The sequence below is a fragment of the Metabacillus idriensis genome (assembly GCF_009674765.1).
GTDB lineage: Bacteria > Bacillota > Bacilli > Bacillales > Bacillaceae > Bacillus_P > Bacillus_P idriensis.
On sequence record NZ_WKKF01000001.1, the window covers coordinates 822,945 to 840,875 of the forward strand.

General features: G+C 40.8%; 19 protein-coding genes. 12 read left to right on the plus strand and 7 right to left on the minus strand.

All coding sequences use genetic code 11. The features are described 5' to 3' along the window. Window positions 1–22: 22 nt before the first annotated feature. The 3 genes from GJU41_RS04060 to GJU41_RS04070 all read right to left on the minus strand — a co-directional run bounded on the left by GJU41_RS04060 (window position 23) and on the right by GJU41_RS04070 (window position 2,650). Window positions 23–688, minus strand: coding sequence for an amino acid ABC transporter permease (locus GJU41_RS04060; RefSeq protein ID WP_154318052.1), 666 nt, complete (start codon window positions 686–688; stop codon window positions 23–25). Between the two features lie 33 nt (window positions 689–721). After that, entirely contained in the window at window positions 722–1,501 is a 780-nt protein-coding gene (locus GJU41_RS04065; protein WP_070876939.1) for a transporter substrate-binding domain-containing protein, read from the minus strand. A 645-nt stretch (window positions 1,502–2,146) separates the two neighbouring features. After that, window positions 2,147–2,650, minus strand: a complete 504-nt coding sequence (locus tag GJU41_RS04070; protein ID WP_070876940.1) for a GNAT family protein — start codon at window positions 2,648–2,650, stop codon at window positions 2,147–2,149. A gap of 166 nt (window positions 2,651–2,816) precedes the next feature. On the opposite strand from GJU41_RS04070, the gene GJU41_RS04075 reads away from it, so the two are divergent. Continuing rightward, window positions 2,817–4,079: a VWA domain-containing protein gene (locus GJU41_RS04075; RefSeq protein ID WP_154318053.1), complete on the plus strand. Its 1,263-nt coding sequence runs from the start codon at window positions 2,817–2,819 to the stop codon at window positions 4,077–4,079. Window positions 4,080–4,116: 37 nt separating this feature from the next. On the opposite strand, the gene GJU41_RS04080 is transcribed toward GJU41_RS04075, so the two are convergent. Continuing rightward, window positions 4,117–4,350 carry a hypothetical protein gene (locus GJU41_RS04080; RefSeq protein WP_070876942.1) on the minus strand — a complete coding sequence of 78 codons (234 nt, stop codon included), beginning with the start codon at window positions 4,348–4,350 and terminating at the stop codon, window positions 4,117–4,119. A 109-nt stretch (window positions 4,351–4,459) separates the two neighbouring features. Next, window positions 4,460–4,882, minus strand: a complete 423-nt coding sequence (locus tag GJU41_RS04085; protein WP_070876943.1) for a pyridoxamine 5'-phosphate oxidase family protein — start codon at window positions 4,880–4,882, stop codon at window positions 4,460–4,462. Between the two features lie 163 nt (window positions 4,883–5,045). Here GJU41_RS04085 and GJU41_RS04090 point away from each other — a divergent pair, with 163 nt between their 5' ends. The 3 genes from GJU41_RS04090 to GJU41_RS04100 are packed head-to-tail and all read left to right on the plus strand — an operon-like array spanning window position 5,046 to window position 7,504. Continuing rightward, window positions 5,046–6,497, plus strand: a complete 1,452-nt coding sequence (locus GJU41_RS04090; RefSeq protein WP_154318054.1) for an FAD-binding oxidoreductase — start codon at window positions 5,046–5,048, stop codon at window positions 6,495–6,497. Continuing rightward, complete coding sequence (locus GJU41_RS04095; RefSeq protein WP_070876945.1) at window positions 6,487–7,095, plus strand: MFS transporter; 609 nt, start codon at window positions 6,487–6,489, stop codon at window positions 7,093–7,095. The genes GJU41_RS04090 and GJU41_RS04095 overlap by 11 nt, the downstream gene beginning before the upstream one ends. Beyond that, a complete protein-coding gene (locus GJU41_RS04100; RefSeq protein WP_070876946.1) occupies window positions 7,061–7,504 on the plus strand; it encodes a GNAT family N-acetyltransferase in 444 nt (147 codons plus the stop codon). The genes GJU41_RS04095 and GJU41_RS04100 overlap by 35 nt, the downstream gene beginning before the upstream one ends. Before the next feature lie 35 nt (window positions 7,505–7,539). On the opposite strand, the gene GJU41_RS04105 is transcribed toward GJU41_RS04100, so the two are convergent. Then, window positions 7,540–7,965, minus strand: a complete 426-nt coding sequence (locus GJU41_RS04105) for a PH domain-containing protein (RefSeq protein ID WP_070876947.1) — start codon at window positions 7,963–7,965, stop codon at window positions 7,540–7,542. Between the two features lie 223 nt (window positions 7,966–8,188). Between GJU41_RS04105 and ggt the strand changes: the two genes are divergently transcribed. The 6 genes from ggt to murQ all read left to right on the plus strand — a co-directional run bounded on the left by ggt (window position 8,189) and on the right by murQ (window position 15,868). Next, on the plus strand, window positions 8,189–9,946 hold the full coding sequence (ggt, locus tag GJU41_RS04110) for a gamma-glutamyltransferase (protein WP_154318055.1): 1,758 nt from the start codon (window positions 8,189–8,191) through the stop codon (window positions 9,944–9,946). A gap of 713 nt (window positions 9,947–10,659) precedes the next feature. Beyond that, a complete protein-coding gene (gene nagE / locus GJU41_RS04115) occupies window positions 10,660–12,120 on the plus strand; it encodes an N-acetylglucosamine-specific PTS transporter subunit IIBC (RefSeq protein ID WP_070876949.1) in 1,461 nt (486 codons plus the stop codon). A gap of 181 nt (window positions 12,121–12,301) precedes the next feature. Continuing rightward, a complete protein-coding gene (nagA, locus tag GJU41_RS04120; protein WP_154318056.1) occupies window positions 12,302–13,486 on the plus strand; it encodes an N-acetylglucosamine-6-phosphate deacetylase in 1,185 nt (394 codons plus the stop codon). Then, window positions 13,483–14,238, plus strand: coding sequence for a glucosamine-6-phosphate deaminase (gene nagB / locus GJU41_RS04125; protein ID WP_154318057.1), 756 nt, complete (start codon window positions 13,483–13,485; stop codon window positions 14,236–14,238). The genes nagA and nagB overlap by 4 nt, the downstream gene beginning before the upstream one ends. Next, the gene (locus tag GJU41_RS04130) at window positions 14,235–14,960 is read left to right on the plus strand and encodes a GntR family transcriptional regulator (protein ID WP_070876951.1); all 726 of its coding nucleotides are present in this window, start codon (window positions 14,235–14,237) and stop codon (window positions 14,958–14,960) included. Before nagB ends, GJU41_RS04130 begins: the two co-directional genes overlap by 4 nt. After that, on the plus strand, window positions 14,960–15,868 hold the full coding sequence (murQ, locus tag GJU41_RS04135; protein ID WP_154318058.1) for an N-acetylmuramic acid 6-phosphate etherase: 909 nt from the start codon (window positions 14,960–14,962) through the stop codon (window positions 15,866–15,868). The genes GJU41_RS04130 and murQ overlap by 1 nt, the downstream gene beginning before the upstream one ends. Window positions 15,869–16,002: 134 nt before the next feature. Here murQ and GJU41_RS04140 read toward each other — a convergent pair whose 3' ends face one another. Further along, window positions 16,003–16,803 carry an alpha/beta fold hydrolase gene (locus GJU41_RS04140; RefSeq protein ID WP_318184344.1) on the minus strand — a complete coding sequence of 267 codons (801 nt, stop codon included), beginning with the start codon at window positions 16,801–16,803 and terminating at the stop codon, window positions 16,003–16,005. A gap of 289 nt (window positions 16,804–17,092) precedes the next feature. Between GJU41_RS04140 and GJU41_RS04145 the strand changes: the two genes are divergently transcribed. Both GJU41_RS04145 and GJU41_RS04150 read left to right on the plus strand, forming a co-directional pair. Further along, window positions 17,093–17,290, plus strand: coding sequence for a cold-shock protein (locus GJU41_RS04145; protein ID WP_029281940.1), 198 nt, complete (start codon window positions 17,093–17,095; stop codon window positions 17,288–17,290). Between the two features lie 62 nt (window positions 17,291–17,352). Continuing rightward, window positions 17,353–17,694 carry a zinc ribbon domain-containing protein YjdM gene (locus GJU41_RS04150; RefSeq protein ID WP_154318059.1) on the plus strand — a complete coding sequence of 114 codons (342 nt, stop codon included), beginning with the start codon at window positions 17,353–17,355 and terminating at the stop codon, window positions 17,692–17,694. The last annotated feature ends 237 nt before the right edge of the window (window positions 17,695–17,931 follow it).

Here is a 17,931-nt window from a genome sequence, read left to right on the forward strand (position 1 = left end):
GTTTCCAAAAAGCATTACCTCCTTAGCGGTCGCTGATCGACATTTTCTTTTCAAGACCATTTACGATAAGAGTTAAAATGGCCACTAAAATTAAGTAATAAACGGCGACTATTAATAAAAATGTCATTTCGTCAAAGTTGTTTGAGCCAAGTGTGGTCGCCACATTAAAGAGCTCATTTATGGAAATAAAGGCTGCAAGTGACGAATCCTTAAGCCCGATAATCATCTGGTTTCCAAGTGGCGGAAGAGCGCGCCTGAAAGCCTGGGGCATAATGATTCTTCTCATTGTAAGGCCTCTTGTCATGCCAAGAGAGCGACCTGCTTCCATCTGTCCTTTATCAATGGACTGAATGGTTCCTCGGAAAATCTCGGCAATATAGGCACCGTTATGAAAGGCGAGCGCCAGTGAAGCAGCCCAGAAATCTGGAATTAAAAAGAGTCCGCTGAATCCGAAGTACAGGATGAAGATCTGTACAATCAAAGGCGTTCCCCGAACTAAATAAATGTAAGTATCCGAGATAATGCCAAGCACTTTTAATTTAGAAATTTTTAAAAGGTCAAAAAAGAGGCCGATGACAATACCGATTAAAATGGAAACAACCGTTAATTGCAGGGTGACAAGCATCGCATCAAAAAAGACGCCTCTATTCGCAACTAACGAATCAAAAAAATGTGAAAAACTAGGCAAAATGAACAACATCCTTTCTGTGCAAATGGTGGGTTACTCAGGTTTCGTCGTAATATCTTCTCCGAAGTAATCAATGCTGATTTTCTTAAGGGTACCGTCCTGTCTGAGTTTTTCCAGCGCTTCATTCACTCTTTTTAAAAGAACGGGATTATCCTGGGGAATGACTACAGCCTGCTCGCTTCGTTCGATCAGCTGCTGACCGACGATGTCAAATCCGCCTTTAGCTGCACTTTTTCCTGTTACAAAATCAGTTATGACCGCGTCGTGCCGGCCTGTACTCAGCGCTTTAAGGGCAGTAATATCGCTATCGTACATCTTTATGTTTTTCGTGTATTTTTCTGCGGTTGCAGCATATGTAGAACCTTTTGCTACGGCAACTTCTTTTCCTTCTAGATCTTCTGTTGTTTTGATATCACTGTCAGGACGTGTGAATATCTGAGGACCCGAGTAGTAGTAGGGAGTGGAAAAAGAAACATGCTTTGCACGCTGATCATTAATGGTGTGGCTGGCAACTGCCGCATCTGCACGGCCGGTTTTCACGCCTTCAACAATGCCTTTAAATTTGATTCGCTTTTGAACTGGCGTAAGGCCAAGCTCCTTTGCAATCGCTTCGCCGACTGCAACATCAAACCCGGTCATCGTCATATCATCTTTCACATAGCTGAATGGCTTGAATTCACCTGAAGCCGCAAACACAAATTCATCTTTGTCAATCAGTTCCGTGCCATCTGATAATTTCTCTTTTTCTGCGCAGGCGGTAAGCATGCTGACAAGAAAAAGGGCAGAGAATAAGAGTAATGCTTTTTTTCTCATTGAAGGTTCATGGCTCCTTTCTTTTTTTGAAATAGCGCGATTATGGTAAACAGGAAAAAATGCCCTAGTTGTACATACCCTAAGTTTTAGAAGAGTAATCCTATAATTTGAAAACTTTGAAATTAGGAGTGTGAGGGAGACAGGATAGATTCATGACAAGCAGCATAAAACACTTATCTGGTGCTGAAGCCCGCATTAAGTGCTGCAAATTCGGTTTTGAAACACTTATCTGGTCTTGAAGCTCACATTAAGTGCTGTAAACACTCATGAAAGGATTCCACTTAGAACACCTAATATGAACGCGTTCATTAAGTCTTTTCACAGTATTTTAGAACGAGATTGTTATCAACGAAGTTCACCTTTGTATCTTTTGTACGAAGCGTATTATCGAATAGATGAATTTATTTAATTAATTTAATTCTAAAATCTTCACCGTTACTATGGCAGCTTAGATTATCTCACTCCTGTTTAATTTCTTGAAAAGTATTCAAATGGAGATAATCCATTAGAAAAGGCGATCAACCTATGACCGCCTCAGAAGAATGAAAAATTAATAACGGCGAAAGTAAAAAATCAAAATTCGGCTGGCATAGCGTCCTCCGCAATATTTAGCCCAACAAAAAAGAAGCAGACCTTGTCTGCTTCTCAATACATATCATTCCATTCGATTTCGCCTGCTTGCTTGTCATAGTCAATGTTTACTTTAAAGTCATGTTTTTCATAAAAATGGACAAGACGGTCAACGTGATCCCAGTCTCTTTTGGCAATGTCGCCAGTGATGTAGGGAATGTTTTGATCTTTCGCAAACTCTTTCAAATAATTCATGCAAATGGATCCGTAGCCCTTATTAGCAGGGCCTTTGATATCTCCGATGTGAATCGCCTTATCATCGTTGTATGTGGCGTGGATGGAAAAATCCCATGTGCCCCGATAAGCTGATTCACAATCATTCAGCATCACCTTGCATGAATCACCGTCATTTTGTGCATAAACCACGACCCATTTATCTTCTTTCGTCTGATCAATACCGACAACCTGCCATCGCTTGGCAATTTCCTTCAGATTATCCTGCATTCTAAAAAGCTGAAACTGAAGTTCTTCAGCGTCAATGGATGTCTGTTCACTGCGTGTTAGGACAGAATTATACATACTGAGCTCCTTCCATTTTTAAAATCCGAACGTAAAACACAGTTTACAATTTTACTAGATTTAAATAGGAGAATCAACCGTTTTGCACAAATTGGAAGAAGTTGCAGAAATGTCTAATATATTGTAATACAATAAAGATGGACTATTATTTTCAGGGGGGGAACGGATGATAAAAAATGAAGTTAAGCTGTCAAAAGGGGGCAATACACTTGCAGGAAACGGCGGTTCAATCGATATTCATATTTCATGGGAATATGCGCCGTGCGATCTGGACATCAGCTGCTTTATGGTTGGTTCAAATGGGAATGTTCCATCAGATGATTATATGATTTTTTATAATCAGCCTGCTGATCCTCAGAGTATCGTGACATTTAAGCGGGCTTCTGATCAATCTGCTGTCTTTACAATTCAATTGGATCAACTGGAGAATTCATTGGCAGAAAAGTGCATTTTTGCTGCAACCTTAGATGGAGAATCTGCCGCATTTAAAGAAGTAAAGGGATGCAGTGTATCAATCATAACAGCTGAATCTGAAATTACATATGAGGTTACCGATGCTGGTGATGAAAAAGCACTTGTTCTTGCCGAATTGTACCCCCATTCTACGGGGTATAAGCTAAGGGCGATAGGCAGAGGTTTTAACGGCGGGCTAAAACCCCTTGCTGAAGCACATGGGGTAACCGTTGAAGAGGAATCGGACGTGGCGGAAGAAATTAAGGGGGAGCATGTAAAGCAAGCACCGATTAACTTAACTAAGATTGATTTGTTGAAAAAGAAGGTAGTCATTTCACTTGAAAAGAAAAAGATTCCGCATGTGAAGGCAAGAGTAGCTGTTGTCATTGATGCATCAGGGTCTATGGCAAATCTCTATTCAAATGGAACCGTTCAAAGTGCTTTTGAAAAGGTGCTTGCTGTCGCTGCCTGCATGGATGATGACGGAGTGATGGATACTTGGTTTTTCGGAAGCAAGTCAATGAGAGCAAAAAGCGTCACGGAAAGTGAATTTGAGGGATATGTAGAGAGAACCTATCCTAGACCCAAGTTCTTTGGGGGACTTGGCATTGGCAACAATGAACCCGAAGTCATGAAAGACGTGATCCGCAAATATACAGAAGAAGAACCGAGCGATTCCCTGCCCACATATGTCGTGTTTTTCAGTGACGGAGGAATCTATGAAGATAAGAAAATTTCAAAACTATTAATAGATTGCTCCAATCAAAATATTTTCTGGCAATTTGTAGGCCTTGGAAACGCAAATTTTGGTGTGCTTCAAAAACTTGACGATTTAACTGGAAGAGTCGTTGATAATGCCGATTTCTTCGCTCTTGACGATTTAAACGAGGCGACGGACAAGGAATTGTATAATCGCTTATTAAACGAATTTCCTGATTGGCTCAAACAGTCAAGGTCCAAAGGGATATTAAGGTAAAAGAATAGGCACCCGCTTATAAGCGGGTGCCTATTCTTCATTCTTCTTCACTGTCATAAATAAGATGGTCAAAGCTGTTATTGTGAATGGAGTTGAGCTCGGTTAATTTGTATATTAAAAATTGATGGTCGTCACCATACAGATCAAGTTTATTTGCTGCTTTATACTGCTCGAGCGCAGTCCGCGCTTTTGTTTCTTCCGTAAATATGCCGACAACATTCGAAGCTTCTCCGCAGTCAGAACAGCCAATATCCACTACTACGTAATACATCTGATCACCTTCTAGTTTTCGTTCTTGAATTCATTTTCTCATGAGGGTCTTATGAAAACAAGAAATCGGCACAAAAAGAACCGGCAGCCTGATGCCGGTTCATGAATTCTTATACTTCTAAAGTCTGCGGTGACTCGTGTTCGCTGTTCATTAATCTGATTTTATTCGGCTTTATCGCAAGAACGATATAATTTGGATCGTTCGGGCCATCAAACCAGTTTTTCATATGATCGTTCCAGATTTTATCCTTTAATTCTTGATCTTCGCTGATGCTTGCCTTGCCTTCAAACTCAATATAAGAATCCCCATACCCCTCACCTTCATAGCCAAGCAGGATATGTACATTTGGATTTTCGTCAATTTCTTTTGCTTTATGTGTGTTTTTATTAGTAGGTGTATAAAGCATTAATTCATCATTAAAAAATGTCATATAGCGAGAGAGAGGCTTGTTATCTACTACAGTAGCAAGCGTGCCGACCTTATGCTTTTCCAATATATCTAAAACTTCTTTGTTTAATTTTTGCTTATCCAAGTAAAACATCTCCTTTTAGTGGGTGTTAGTGTATGTATTCCTTCTTTTTTGCAGATTAAAACATGGGAAGGCGGTGATGGTATCGGAAAAGATGATTGTCAAAAATCTCCTCAAAGTGTAAAATGTAACTAAATAACACATTTTTCTATTTGGCGGTGGATCGATGAAAAAGAGATATTTAGTGCTCCTCACTCTAGGATTTCTTACAGTATTTTTCTTTTCACTAAAAGCAGCTTCTGAAGAAGAAAAGCATGATCCGTTCCTTATGACCGATGTCAGCAGATTGATGCCTGAAAAAATTGATAGGGTCGTAAAAGGAAAAGAGATTGAGTCTTTCAAAAAAGCAATTGCTGAAGCAAAAAAGACAAATAAGAAAATCTCGATTGCGGGAAAACAGCACAGCCAGGGAGGACATACTTATTACAAAGATGCCATTGTCCTTGATATGACTTCCTATAATAAGATTCTGGATTTTGATAAAAAGAAAAAGACGATCACTGTCCAAAGCGGTGCGACGTGGGATGATATCCAGCGCTATGTCAATCCGCATGGCCTTGCAGTAAAAGTCATGCAGTCTCAAAATATTTTCACGGTTGGCGGTTCGATGAGCGTAAACGTGCATGGACGGGATATCCGCCATGGTTCTCTAATTGACAGCATTCAATCCTTTCACTTGCTGAACGCTGATGGAGAGATTGTGCGCATCAGCCGAACGGAAAATCCACAGCTTTTTCAGCTGGTAATAGGCGGATATGGTCTATTCGGAGTCATTTTGGATGCAGAGATCAGCTTAACAGATGATGAACTCTATATCATGAAAACAAAAGCTCTCGATTATAAAGATTATGCCAAATACTTTAAGCATGAAGTCCACGGCAATGAAAATGTCCGGATGCATCTTGCCAGACTATCCACTGCACCTGATTCTTTTTTGAAAGAAATGTATGTGACGGACTATGTGCTTGCAGGTGAACAGGGGGCCCGTACAGAATATGATGAACTGAGTGAAGAAAAGAATATCGCCCTCATGAAATTCCTGCTTGGATTATCAAGGAATTACGATTGGGGGAAAAATACGTTTTGGAAAGCCCAAAAGTCTTATTTTGTGAAAAAAGAAGATTCCTATATTACGAGAAACAATGTGATGCGCTCAGAGTCCGGGTTTTTGGAGTACGAGAATGAGACAAATACGGATATTCTGCAGGAGTACTTTGTTCCGGTTGATGCATTTCCTGACTATGTAGACAGTCTGAGGAAAACATTGACAGAGGAAGAGCTCAATTTATTTAATATCACGATTCGATACGTTGATCATAATGAAGACGCTGTCTTGTCCTACCGCCGTGATGATATGTTTGCGTTCGTTTTGTTAATCAATCAGGGGATGTCTGAAGAAGAGATAAAAAAGACCAGGAACGTCATCCGGAAAATGATTGATGTCACCCTTTCATTTGGCGGCACATATTATTTGCCGTATCAGCCTTATCCGACTATGGAGCAAATGAAGCGTGCGTATCCACGAACAGATGAATTTTTCAGGCAGAAGCGTGAGTTTGATGAAGATGAACTTTTTATGAACTACTTTTACGAGGAGTATGGCCGCGATGAAAAATGATTCGTTCAGAAAGTTTGTTGCGGCTCAGAGCACGCTGTTTTTTGCGGGCAATTTCATTTTCCCATTCTATATCTTATTTATAAAAAATATAGGGTCTTCTTTTTCGCAGTTCGGAATCTCGTATGGATTATTTGGTTTGTCAGCAGCGCTTGTTCATCCGCTCTTAGGGCGTATGTCAGGGAAGGTAAGCGACAAAGTAATGCTTTCGGTTTCTTCGTTCGGTATGGCTTTGGTTCTTTTGTATTACCCTCATATAGGGACGATTGAAGAAGTATATGCATGCCAAATGATCATGGGCCTCTTTGGCGCGATGCAAAAGCATGGAGAAAAGATGCTGCTGACGCAGTGGACGACAGAAGAAAAAAGAGGAATGCAAGTTGGCAATTATCATTTTTTCACATCGCTTATGTCAGCAGCTGCGATCATGGGAGGCGGATTTTTAGCTCAGTACTTTACCGTAACATTTCTATTTTTCATAGCATCTGCCGTCTATTTTTCAGGCGGCCTCATCGTTTTAAGAATAACAGGTTCATACTTTGATAAGGAACAGAAGGTGGCACAGCATGCAGATTCAGCTTCATCCTATAACGAAGCATAATTGGGAGACGTGTATATCGCTAAAGGTTCAAAAAGAGCAAGAGAGGTTTGTTGCGGGTAATCTGTATTCTCTGGCAGAATCAAAATTTGAAACTTCCTTTTTGCCGCTTGGGATTTATGCGGAAAATAAGATGATCGGGTTTGCGATGGTCGGTAAAGATTCTGAAGACGGAGTGTACTGGCTTGTCCGATTTATGATAGATAAGGACCACCAAGGAAAAGGATATGGTTTTGCTGCTTTGCAGATCATTCTCAGTTTTATGAAATCACGCTTTGATGTCAGTCCTTTCCTATTACTTGGAGTCACTCCTGAAAATACTCAGGCAATAAGGCTTTATCAAAAAGCGGGATTTATAGACACAGGGAAAAAAGAAAACGGCGAAGCCATTTACCGGCTGGAGCTCTATTAGGAAGAAAGTGCCGCACGAAAGCCGTGCGGCACTTTTTAAGGTGTTTTAAGGTGAGGATTTATCTTCGCAATTTCCCTGAAAAAGCCAGTTTCGTCCTTAGGCAGAGAGACAAGGGTAAATCTTGCGGCTGCATTTGGTCTCGTTCCAATCGGCCTGGCAAAAACAATTTCAAGTCTTTTCAGCGTCCATGCGGGGGCTGAGAGCGGATTGTTCGAATAGCGGATTTCCTTCATATCCCTTATGGGTATTTCTTTTTTGATCAATCCGAACACGATTATCAATTTTTGATTCTCAATGACAAAATAAGATTTAAGTAATGCGTGGGCTAGAAAAGCGGACAGCAAGAAAGGAATAATCAGTGATGGAAGGGGTTCAGACTGAAAGAGCAGAAAAAACGGCAGAATAATCATAAACAGCACAATAGCAACAAGAATTGGGTTTCGCTTTACTTGAAATTTCATTTTGAAGTCTCCTCTCATAATTGAATTTTAGCATATTTTTCCTGTCAGCTAAAGGTATTGATATCTACATGACATACCATACTATATTCCCTAAAGAGGTAAAAAAGGAAAAATAAGGATAGGATGAACGGACTAATATTCAGATAATTCAGACGTATCGCTTGATTCTCTATTTTCTTTTCCATATGGTAGAGAGGAGATTCTACTTATGAGGAGGAAGGTTATGAAAAGAAGCTTGAGTGTTTTTCTGATTGCCATTTTGCTTGCCGGGGGATTTCCGGTCAGTACAGAGGCTAAAAAGCCCGAGAAGAAAGAGGAGTACAGCCAAGTTGATGTAGGCCGTGACGGAATGGTAGCAACGGCCCATCCTCTGGCATCGAAAATTGGCGCAGAGGTTCTTAAAAAAGGCGGGAATGCCATTGATGCAGCGGTTGCGATTCAATATGCGCTGAATGTGACAGAGCCGATGATGTCAGGAATCGGCGGCGGCGGGTTCATGATGGTGTATGACGGCAAAACCGAAGAAACAACGATTATCAACAGCCGCGAACGGGCACCAGCAGGAGCTGCGCCTGATATGTTTCTTGATGAAAACGGGGTTCCGATTCCCTTTTCAGAACGATACAAAGGCGGGACAGCGGTTGGGGTTCCAGGAACATTAAAAGGGCTTGAAACAGCTCTGGACATGTGGGGCACAAGATCAATGAAGGAACTGATCAGCCCTTCGATTAAGCTTGCTGAAAAGGGGTTTAAAATCGATTCGGTTTTAGCTGCAGCGATTTCAGACAATGCCGAAACGTTATCAGCAACAGCAGCGAAGGATGTCTTTCTTCCAGATGGAACTCCTTTAAAAGAAGGGGACAAGCTTGTTCAAAAAGATTTGGCGAAAACATTTAAACTGATTCGTTCAAAAGGAACGGATGCGTTCTATAAAGGCGAGATCGGACAAGCTCTAGCCGGCACTGTGCAGGATTTTGGAGGCTCTATGACGCCGGATGATTTGAAGAAATATGATGTCACCATTGATGAACCGATTTGGGGCGAGTATCAGGGATACGAAATTGCCAGCATGCCGCCGCCAAGTTCAGGCGGAGTTTTCTTGCTTCAGATGCTGAAGATCCTGGATGATTTCAACCTATCTCAATATGATGTACGCTCAGCTGAGAAGTATCATTTGCTCGCTGAGGCGATGCATCTTGCATACGCTGACCGCGCAGTTTATGCAGGTGATCCTGAATTTGTAAATGTACCGGCAGATGGGCTCCTGCATCCGGATTACATTTCTGAAAGACAGGAACTGATCAGTCTTGATGCAGTCAATCCAAATCCTCAAGCGGGAGATCCATGGAAGTATGAAGAAGGTGCAGCCGACTACGAACAAACGGTTCAGCCAAACGACAGGCAGTACGGGGAAACAACTCACTTCAGCGTGACCGATAAATGGGGAAATGTTGTTTCTTACACAACAACCATTGAGCAGGTTTTTGGAACAGGCATTTTGGTTCCGGGATACGGTTTGATGCTGAACAATGAACTCACTGACTTTGACGCTGTTCCAGGCGGAGCCAATGAAGTTCAGCCGAATAAACGTCCGCTCAGCAGCATGACTCCTACTATCGTATTTGAAGATGATAAACCTGTTTTAACCGTTGGATCACCTGGAGGACCTACAATTATCACATCCGTGCTTCAAACGATTCTTCATACAATCGAATACGATATGGAATTAAAAGCAGCTGTAGAGGAACCAAGAATTTATACGAACAATGTGAACTCATATCGGTTCGAAAGCGGCATTTCTTCAGACGTCATCACTCGATTAAAACAAATGGGCCACAAGTTTGGGCCAAGCCCTGTGGTCATCGGAAACGTGCAAAGCATTCTGATTGATCATGAAAAAGGAACATTTAAAGGAGTGGCCGACTCCAGCAGAAATGGCGCTGCCATCGGCGTTGACCTGAAAAAGAAGAAAGATAAGTAAGAGAATGGGGGCTGTCTGGAAAGTCCATTCTATAGGTAAATGCACTTAAATTAAAAACCGAAGCATGCTGTTTAATAGCATGCTTCGGTTTTGTTTTTTGGCTCTTTTCGCATAATTTGTTGTTTATAATTATGAAGGTTGTTCGTTCCTTTCCGCAGGGAGGGTGGAGCCTTCCTCGGCCTGCCTGCGGGGTCTCCCATTTCCCTCTATTTTCCCGCAGGAGTCAAGTGCCTTCCGCTACAATCCACTAAAGTTTTAAACACTTTCCTAAAAGTAAAAATATTACCAAAAATATCCTATTAGTTTAAAGTTTTCGTCTAAATACCACTTATCGGACAGCCCCTAGTTTTTATAGATGAAATTAGGATTTGCTGTTTTCCTAATTCCTTCATGCTGTTCTGTGAGGAAATAATTTCAAAAGTCTCGGAATTAATTAGGAAGGTCAATTCAAGAGGGCACACTTGTACGGATTAAATTGTTAAATTTTTACTTGAGAAGACCAAGCTTTTTATTGATAAATTAAAGCATGGGGCTGCATGATCAACCATTTTTATTTGGAAAAGGATGTACATGCAAAAAAAAAAAATAAAATAACTGGTATAGATAACTAGTTGAATACATGTTATAGTAAATTTGAAAACGAATACAAGGAGTCGTTTTTCATCAATTTTTAACTCTTAATTATCCTATATTTTATTTTGGAGGAATGTAAAATGATGAAATATCTACAGAAAATCGGCCGTTCATTGATGCTGCCTGTAGCAGTATTACCGGCTGCGGCGATTCTGATGGGAATTGGTTATTGGATCGATCCTGCAGGCTGGGGAGCCGGCAATCCGATAGCAGCATTTTTAATTAAAGCCGGATCATCGATTATTGACAATATGGCGATTCTTTTTGCAGTTGGGGTAGCGCTCGGAATGTCTAAAGAAAAAGATGGTTCCGCCGCTATGAGCGGTTTGGTAGCCTACCTGGTTATAACAACTCTGCTTTCAACAAACTCAGTAGCTATGCTTCAAGGGGTTGACCCGGAAAATGTCAATGCTGCTTTTGCTAAAATAGGAAATCAATTTGTTGGGATTCTTTCAGGAATCGTAGCCTCAATTATGTACAACCGTTTTAGTCATGTACAATTGCCGGCTGCTTTATCATTTTTCAGTGGTAAACGTTTAGTTCCTATCATGACAGCCGTTTCTATGCTGCTTGTTTCAGTAGTATTGTTCTTCGCATGGCCTGTAATCTTTACTGGATTAGTTGCTTTTGGAACATGGATCAGTAAATTAGGGTTTATTGGAGCTGGATTATATGGTTTCTTCAATAGAATTTTAATTCCTACTGGATTACATCATGCTTTAAACTCAGTGTTTTGGTTTGATGTCGCTGGAATTAACGATATCGGTAATTTCTGGGCAGGGACAGGAACAAAAGGTGTTACAGGAATGTACCAAGCAGGATTCTTCCCTATTATGATGTTTGGGTTACCGGCCGCAGCGTTAGCAATGTATCATACTGCTAAAACGAAAAGAAAAAAACAGGCTGCATCGCTCATGTTAGCGGCAGGTTTTGCTTCATTCTTTACTGGTGTTACAGAACCGCTTGAGTTTTCATTCATGTTTTTAGCTCCAGCACTTTATGTTGTTCATGCAGCCTTAACAGGTCTTTCATTAGCTGTAGCAGCATTTTTCCACTGGACAGCAGGATTTGGTTTTAGTGCAGGATTTGTTGACTTTGTGTTAAGTTCAAGATTGCCGTTAGCGAATCAGCCATATATGCTGCTTCTGCAAGGACTAGTGGTAGCAGTTATTTATTATGTGTTATTCCGATTCTTAATCACAAAATTCAATCTTGCTACTCCTGGAAGAGAAGCAGATTCGGATGAAACGCTTGAAGAAGATACAGCAAGCAGCAATCAATCTCACGCTGAGGGATCAAAATTTGCAGTAATGGCTGCTAAAATTTATGATGGCTTAGGCGGAGACGCCAATGTGACGTCTGTTGACAACTGCGTGACTCGTTTAAGAATTGAAGTAAAAGATATGAATGCTGTAGATCAGAAAAAGATTAAAGATACAGGTGTGCCGGGAATAAATATTGTCGGTAAAAACAGCATTCAGGTAATTGTAGGAACACAAGTACAATTCGTAGCGGATGAAATAGAAAAAATCAGAAAATGATTTGAAATCTAGACCTTATTCCATAAGCTTTACGTTTTAGTCTATAAACATAAATTCCCTTCTATGATGCCAGAACGAATATCATCATAAGAGGGAGTTTTATCTTGACTTATACTGGTATAGACAACTAGCTGAATGGGTGTTATAGTAAGAGTGAGAATAGATGCAAGGAGCTGGAACCATGCCGAAAACCTATTTAACTAACGCAAAATTATATACAGGTGAAGTCGTTTTCCAAAACGGTTTTATTCTTATTGAAAACAATAAAATTTTTGCAGCTGGTGACTTGGCTGAAATGCCGGAACCTGCAGCTGATGATAAGGTGATTAATCTTAAAGGCAAGGCTTCTATTTTGCCAGGGTTTATTGATATCCATATCCACGGTGCAGATGGTGCAGATGTGATGGATGCGACAAAAGAAGCGATTTTAACCATGAGCAGAGCTCTGCCGAAAGAAGGGACAACGAGTTTTCTCGCAACAACGATGACTGCAGATCGAAGCCAAATTACAGATGCCCTGAAAAATGCAGCTGAATATATCGAACGGGAAAATAATGAAGGAGCAGAAGTGCTCGGTATTCATTTAGAAGGTCCTTTTCTGAACCCTAAACGTGCAGGTGCGCAGGCGCCAGGCAATATCATTGAACCATCATGCGACCTTTTTGATAAATGGCTGGAAGAAGCAAATAATCATATTAAGCTAGTCACACTTGCACCAGAACGCAAGAATGGATATGACCTTGCCCAACATTTAACTTCTGCCGGTATTACGGCTTCAATTGGCCATAGTGATGCTGTCTATGCAGAAGTTGAAAAGGCTGTCGAAAGCGGCGTGAACCACGCTACACATCTCTTCAATGGAATGAGAGGCATTCACCATAGGGAACCTGGCGTAGCTGGTACTGTTCTAATGATGGATGAAGTGAAAACAGAAATGATTGTGGATGGTATTCACATTGCCCCTGAAATGGTGAAGTTTGCTTATAAAGTAAAAGGCAGTGAGGGAACGATATTAATTACAGATTCAATGAGAGCAAAAGGTCTTGGGGCTGGTAAATACGACCTTGGCGGGCAGGCAGTAACGGTTGATGCGGACAGGGCAACGCTTGCTGATGGAACTCTTGCAGGAAGTATTTTAACGTTCAGAGATGCTGCAGTAAACATGATGGATTATACAGGCTGCTCACTTGAAGAGATTGTGAAGATGTCATCTGTTAATCCAGCTAAACAAATCGGCGTTTATGACCGCAAAGGAAGTTTATCAACCGGAAAAGATGCTGATTTCGTCGTACTTGATGAAAATTGCGAAGTGCTGATGACGTTTTGCAGGGGCAAAATCTCTTTTACAGGAAGTGTTGAACAATGAAACTAATTGAAGCAAAAGATTATCATGAAATGAGTATGCTTGCAGCAGAGGTCATTTTGGATCAAATCAAGTCAAAAACCGATTCTGTGCTTGGTTTGGCAACTGGCGGCACGGTCCTTGGCACTTATCAGCAGCTGATTCTGGATCATCAGCGAAACAAAACAACCTATCAGCATATTAAAACGTTCAATCTTGATGAATATGCCGGCTTATCAAAACAAGATGAAAACAGCTATCATGCATATATGAAAAAACACTTTTTTGATGAAGTGAATATTCCTTCTTCTCAAACCTTTCTTCCAAACGGAGAAGCACAAGATATGAAAGCGGAATGCGAGACCTATGACCTTAAAATTGAGGAATTAGGCGGAATTGATCTTCAGCTGCTTGGCATCGGCCAAAATGGGCACATAGGATTTAACGAACCTGGAAGTTCTTTTGAATCAAATACTCATTTAGTAGCTTTGGAACAGTCTACCCGAGAGGCAAATGCACGTTACTTTGATTCAATTGAAGATGTACCAACACATGCAGTAACGATGGGAATCGCTTCAATAATGAAAAGTAAAAAAATACTGCTTCTCGCTTCAGGCATACAAAAATCATCTATTTTATATGATTTGTTTCATTCAGATGTAACCAACTCTATACCGGCAACGATTTTAATAAATCACCCAGATACAATCATCATTGCCGATCAGGAAGCATTATCAAAATTGCATCAAGATGAAAGGAAGATGTTTGCCAAATGATTCAAAAGAATTCTCCGCTCCCAATTTATTATCAGCTTGAAGAAGGAATAAAAGAAGCCATTCAACAACAGCAATTAATGCCTGGTGAGATGATTCCTTCTGAAAGAGAATACGCTGAAAAGTATGGAATAAGCAGGATGACGGTGAGACAGGCTCTTTCGAATCTGGTGAATGATGGTTATTTATACCGGCAGCGTGGAAAAGGTACCTTCGTTGCCCATCAAAAAATTGAGCAGCCACTTCAGGGTTTAACAAGTTTTTCTGAAGATATGCGATCAAGGGGCCTTGTACCGAGTACGCGTGTCATCAGTTTTAAAGAGGTGGAAGCAAGTATTGATCTGGCAGCTAAGCTTGAGGTTAAAGCAGGAGCTCCTCTTTTCGAGCTGAAACGAGTGAGACTTGCTGATCAGCTGCCTATGGCTTATGAAATGCTTTATATTTCAAAAGAGCTTGCACATGGCCTTACAGAAGAAATAGCTGTGAACTCCATTTATGATTATGTGGAAAACAAGCTTGGATTAAAAATCCAGCACGGCAGACAAGTGCTTGAAGCCTCCTTTGCCAGAAAAACGGAGGCTGAGATGCTCGAAGTAGCTGAAGGCGCGCCAGTACTGCTGATTGAACGGAGAACCACGCTCGATACAAATAAACCTCTTGAGGTCGTCAGGTCTGTCTACCGCGCAGATCGCTATAAATTCACGATTGATATGGAGCGATTTTAATGGTGCGTAAACCAACCGAAGAGAGAAATGAGAGAACTTCTCTTATTGATGAAATGGATTCCCTTCAGATTGTGGAAATGATGCACAAAGAAGATGAAGCGATTACGGCGGCCGTAAATGAAGCTCTGCCGCAAATTGCCAAAGCTGTTGATGCAGTCGTGAAGCGATGGAATGAGGGCGGCAGAGTCTATGTTATTGGAGCGGGGACCAGCGGCAGAGTCGGCATGCTTGATGCTGTAGAGCTTGGTCCAACCTTTTCAGTAGAAGCCGGCAGATGGACTGCCATTGTATCAGGCGGAAATGAAGCGATGTGGCAGCCTCTTGAAGAGACTGAAGATGATGTAGGCGTTATTCGAAATGAACTCCAATACTATCAGTTAAATGCTTTTGATTGTGTGATCGGATTGACAGCCAGCGGTTCTACACCGTTCGTTATAAGCGGACTGTCTTATGCAAAAGAGGCAGGGGCATGCACTATTTCTATCAGCAACAATAAGAATACAGACGTTTCTGAAATAAGTGATGTGGCAATTGAATTAAAAACGGGTCCTGAAGTCATTAGAGGTTCCACAAGACTGAAGGCGGGCACTGCCCAGAAAATGGCGCTAAATATGATATCTACTGCAGTCATGATCCGGCTCGGAAAAGTTTATCAAAATGAAATGGTTGATATGAAGCTCATTAATTTGAAGCTGAAAAAACGTGCTGAAAATATATTAATGGATTTGACTGGTATTGAAGCAGAAGCAGCTGAATCTGCCATGCATCAAACTCACTACAATTTAAAAGAAGCGATCTTTATGACTGTTACTCAATCTTCACAAGAGCAAGCTGCAGCTTATATTGAACAGGCTGAAGGGAAATTGAAACTGGCGATACAACGTTTTTTCCTTAAAGATAATAGGTAAGGGGAAAAACGCGAGGCAAATTATTGCAGCTTTCAAATTTCATATTGGCAGCTGATTTCGCAGAGTCTCTGTACTTGCTGGTACAATAAATTTTAAAAAAACGCTTGGACTATAATTGTAGTCCAAGCGTTTTTTTATATAACAAGCTTTAATGAATTTTTTTCTTTTATAAACTGAATCGCTGCTGTATTAAAATGCTCAGGCTGATCGATATTGCAGACGTGGCCAGAATTTTTTATGTAAATGGCTTTGACTTCTTTATGTGAAGCTTCAATTTCCTTAACCGCAGACAAAAATAAGTGGTCTTGATCACCCATTACAAAGAGAGTAGGAATTCCTTGAAAATCCTTCTGAAGCTCCATTAAGTAAGGATTCACGTAACGTGTTAGGGAGAACCATTGAATAAACTCCTTTTGACACATTTTTTTCGCCTGTGAAATAAACATGGAGCGGGCTTCCTTATGATTTGAATAAGGCATGATAATCCATGCAAAGAAAGAATAGAGCCACATGTATGGCAAAATCCGTTTCCCGATATTTCCGAGGATCAGCAAAAATCGAGTGAAGGCATTCAGCTTTGTTATGGCTCCGCCTAACAGCATGGAAGACAGGAGGCCAGGTCGCTGCCTTGCAACGGACTGTATCACTATCGTACCAAGGGAAATGCCTACAAAATGTGAAGAGCTGATGTTAAGATGATCGTGGACATCTATGACTTCCTGTGCAATCTCAGTGAAATCATCGCCCTTTTTCCACAATCCTTTTTCAGATTTGCCATGACCACGCAGATCAATCAGCAAGATATTAAAATGGTTTTTAAATTCGCGTATTTGTTTGTACCATATCGCAGAACTGCCGCCGGCTCCGTGGATAAATGTGACCCACGGCTTCTGCTCATGATTCCGAAGCGTCCGGTAATATAAAATGTTCCACACCCGCAATCTTAAATTTAATAGGAACTTCCATCTTAATATGTTTTGAGAGTGAATGGACAGCAGTTTGCCAAATTGTAAGAAAAGCGACACATTTCGAAGTTAACTGAAAAGAATGGATATGATCCTAAAAATATATGAGAAACGGTTGCGGGCAGAGGCCTAATTTGCTATAATAAGAGTAATTATTTTTGTTCGTAATATGATTAAAAAGGCATTCGTCTTGAAGAATATTATCTAGAGCAGGGATAGTAATACAATTGTGCGGATGACGCACGAGGAGGATACACACATGTTACAAGGTAAAGTTAAATGGTTTAACGCAGAAAAAGGTTTCGGTTTCATCGAAGCAGAAGGTCAAGAAGACGTATTCGTACATTTCTCTGCTATTCAAGGCGAAGGCTTCAAAAGCTTAGAAGAAGGCCAAGAAGTTACTTTCGAAATCGTTGAAGGCGCTCGTGGACCACAAGCTGCTAACGTTCAAAAGTAATTGAACGAAAGGACTCCCATGCCGGGAGTCTTTTTTTATGCATAAAAATTGGAGGGAATCACATGCACGAATTGCCAAATTGCCAAAAGTGCCAATCCGCTTATACGTATGAAGACGGCAATCTATTAGTCTGCCCGGAATGTGCACATGAGTGGACGGCAGATGCGGAAGCTGAAAACCAAGAAGAACTAAAGGTTGTTAAAGATGCGAACGGAAATGTCTTAAATGATGGAGATTCTGTTACCGTCATCAAGGACCTTAAAGTAAAAGGAAGCTCATCTGTCATCAAAATAGGAACAAAAGTAAAAAGTATCCGTTTAGTAGATGGAGATCATGATATCGACTGCAAAATCGACGGTTTTGGTGCGATGCAGCTAAAATCTGAATTTGTTAAAAAGGTATAAGTTCAGCGCTTCTTTTAGGGCCATTTTTTATGCTTTGAATCATTAAAAGCGGTAACATTACTTGACCTGACGCCGCTAATTATTTTCACAGCAAAAAGCACAGGCAGGAAAAACACTTGTTTTTCCTTAACAGGTTCGGTTGATGGGGAGAATACCTCAATTCACAGGTGTTTTCTCAACATCTTTAACACCGATTTCGCCATTAAATGAACATTAAAAATAGCAGCTGAATTATTC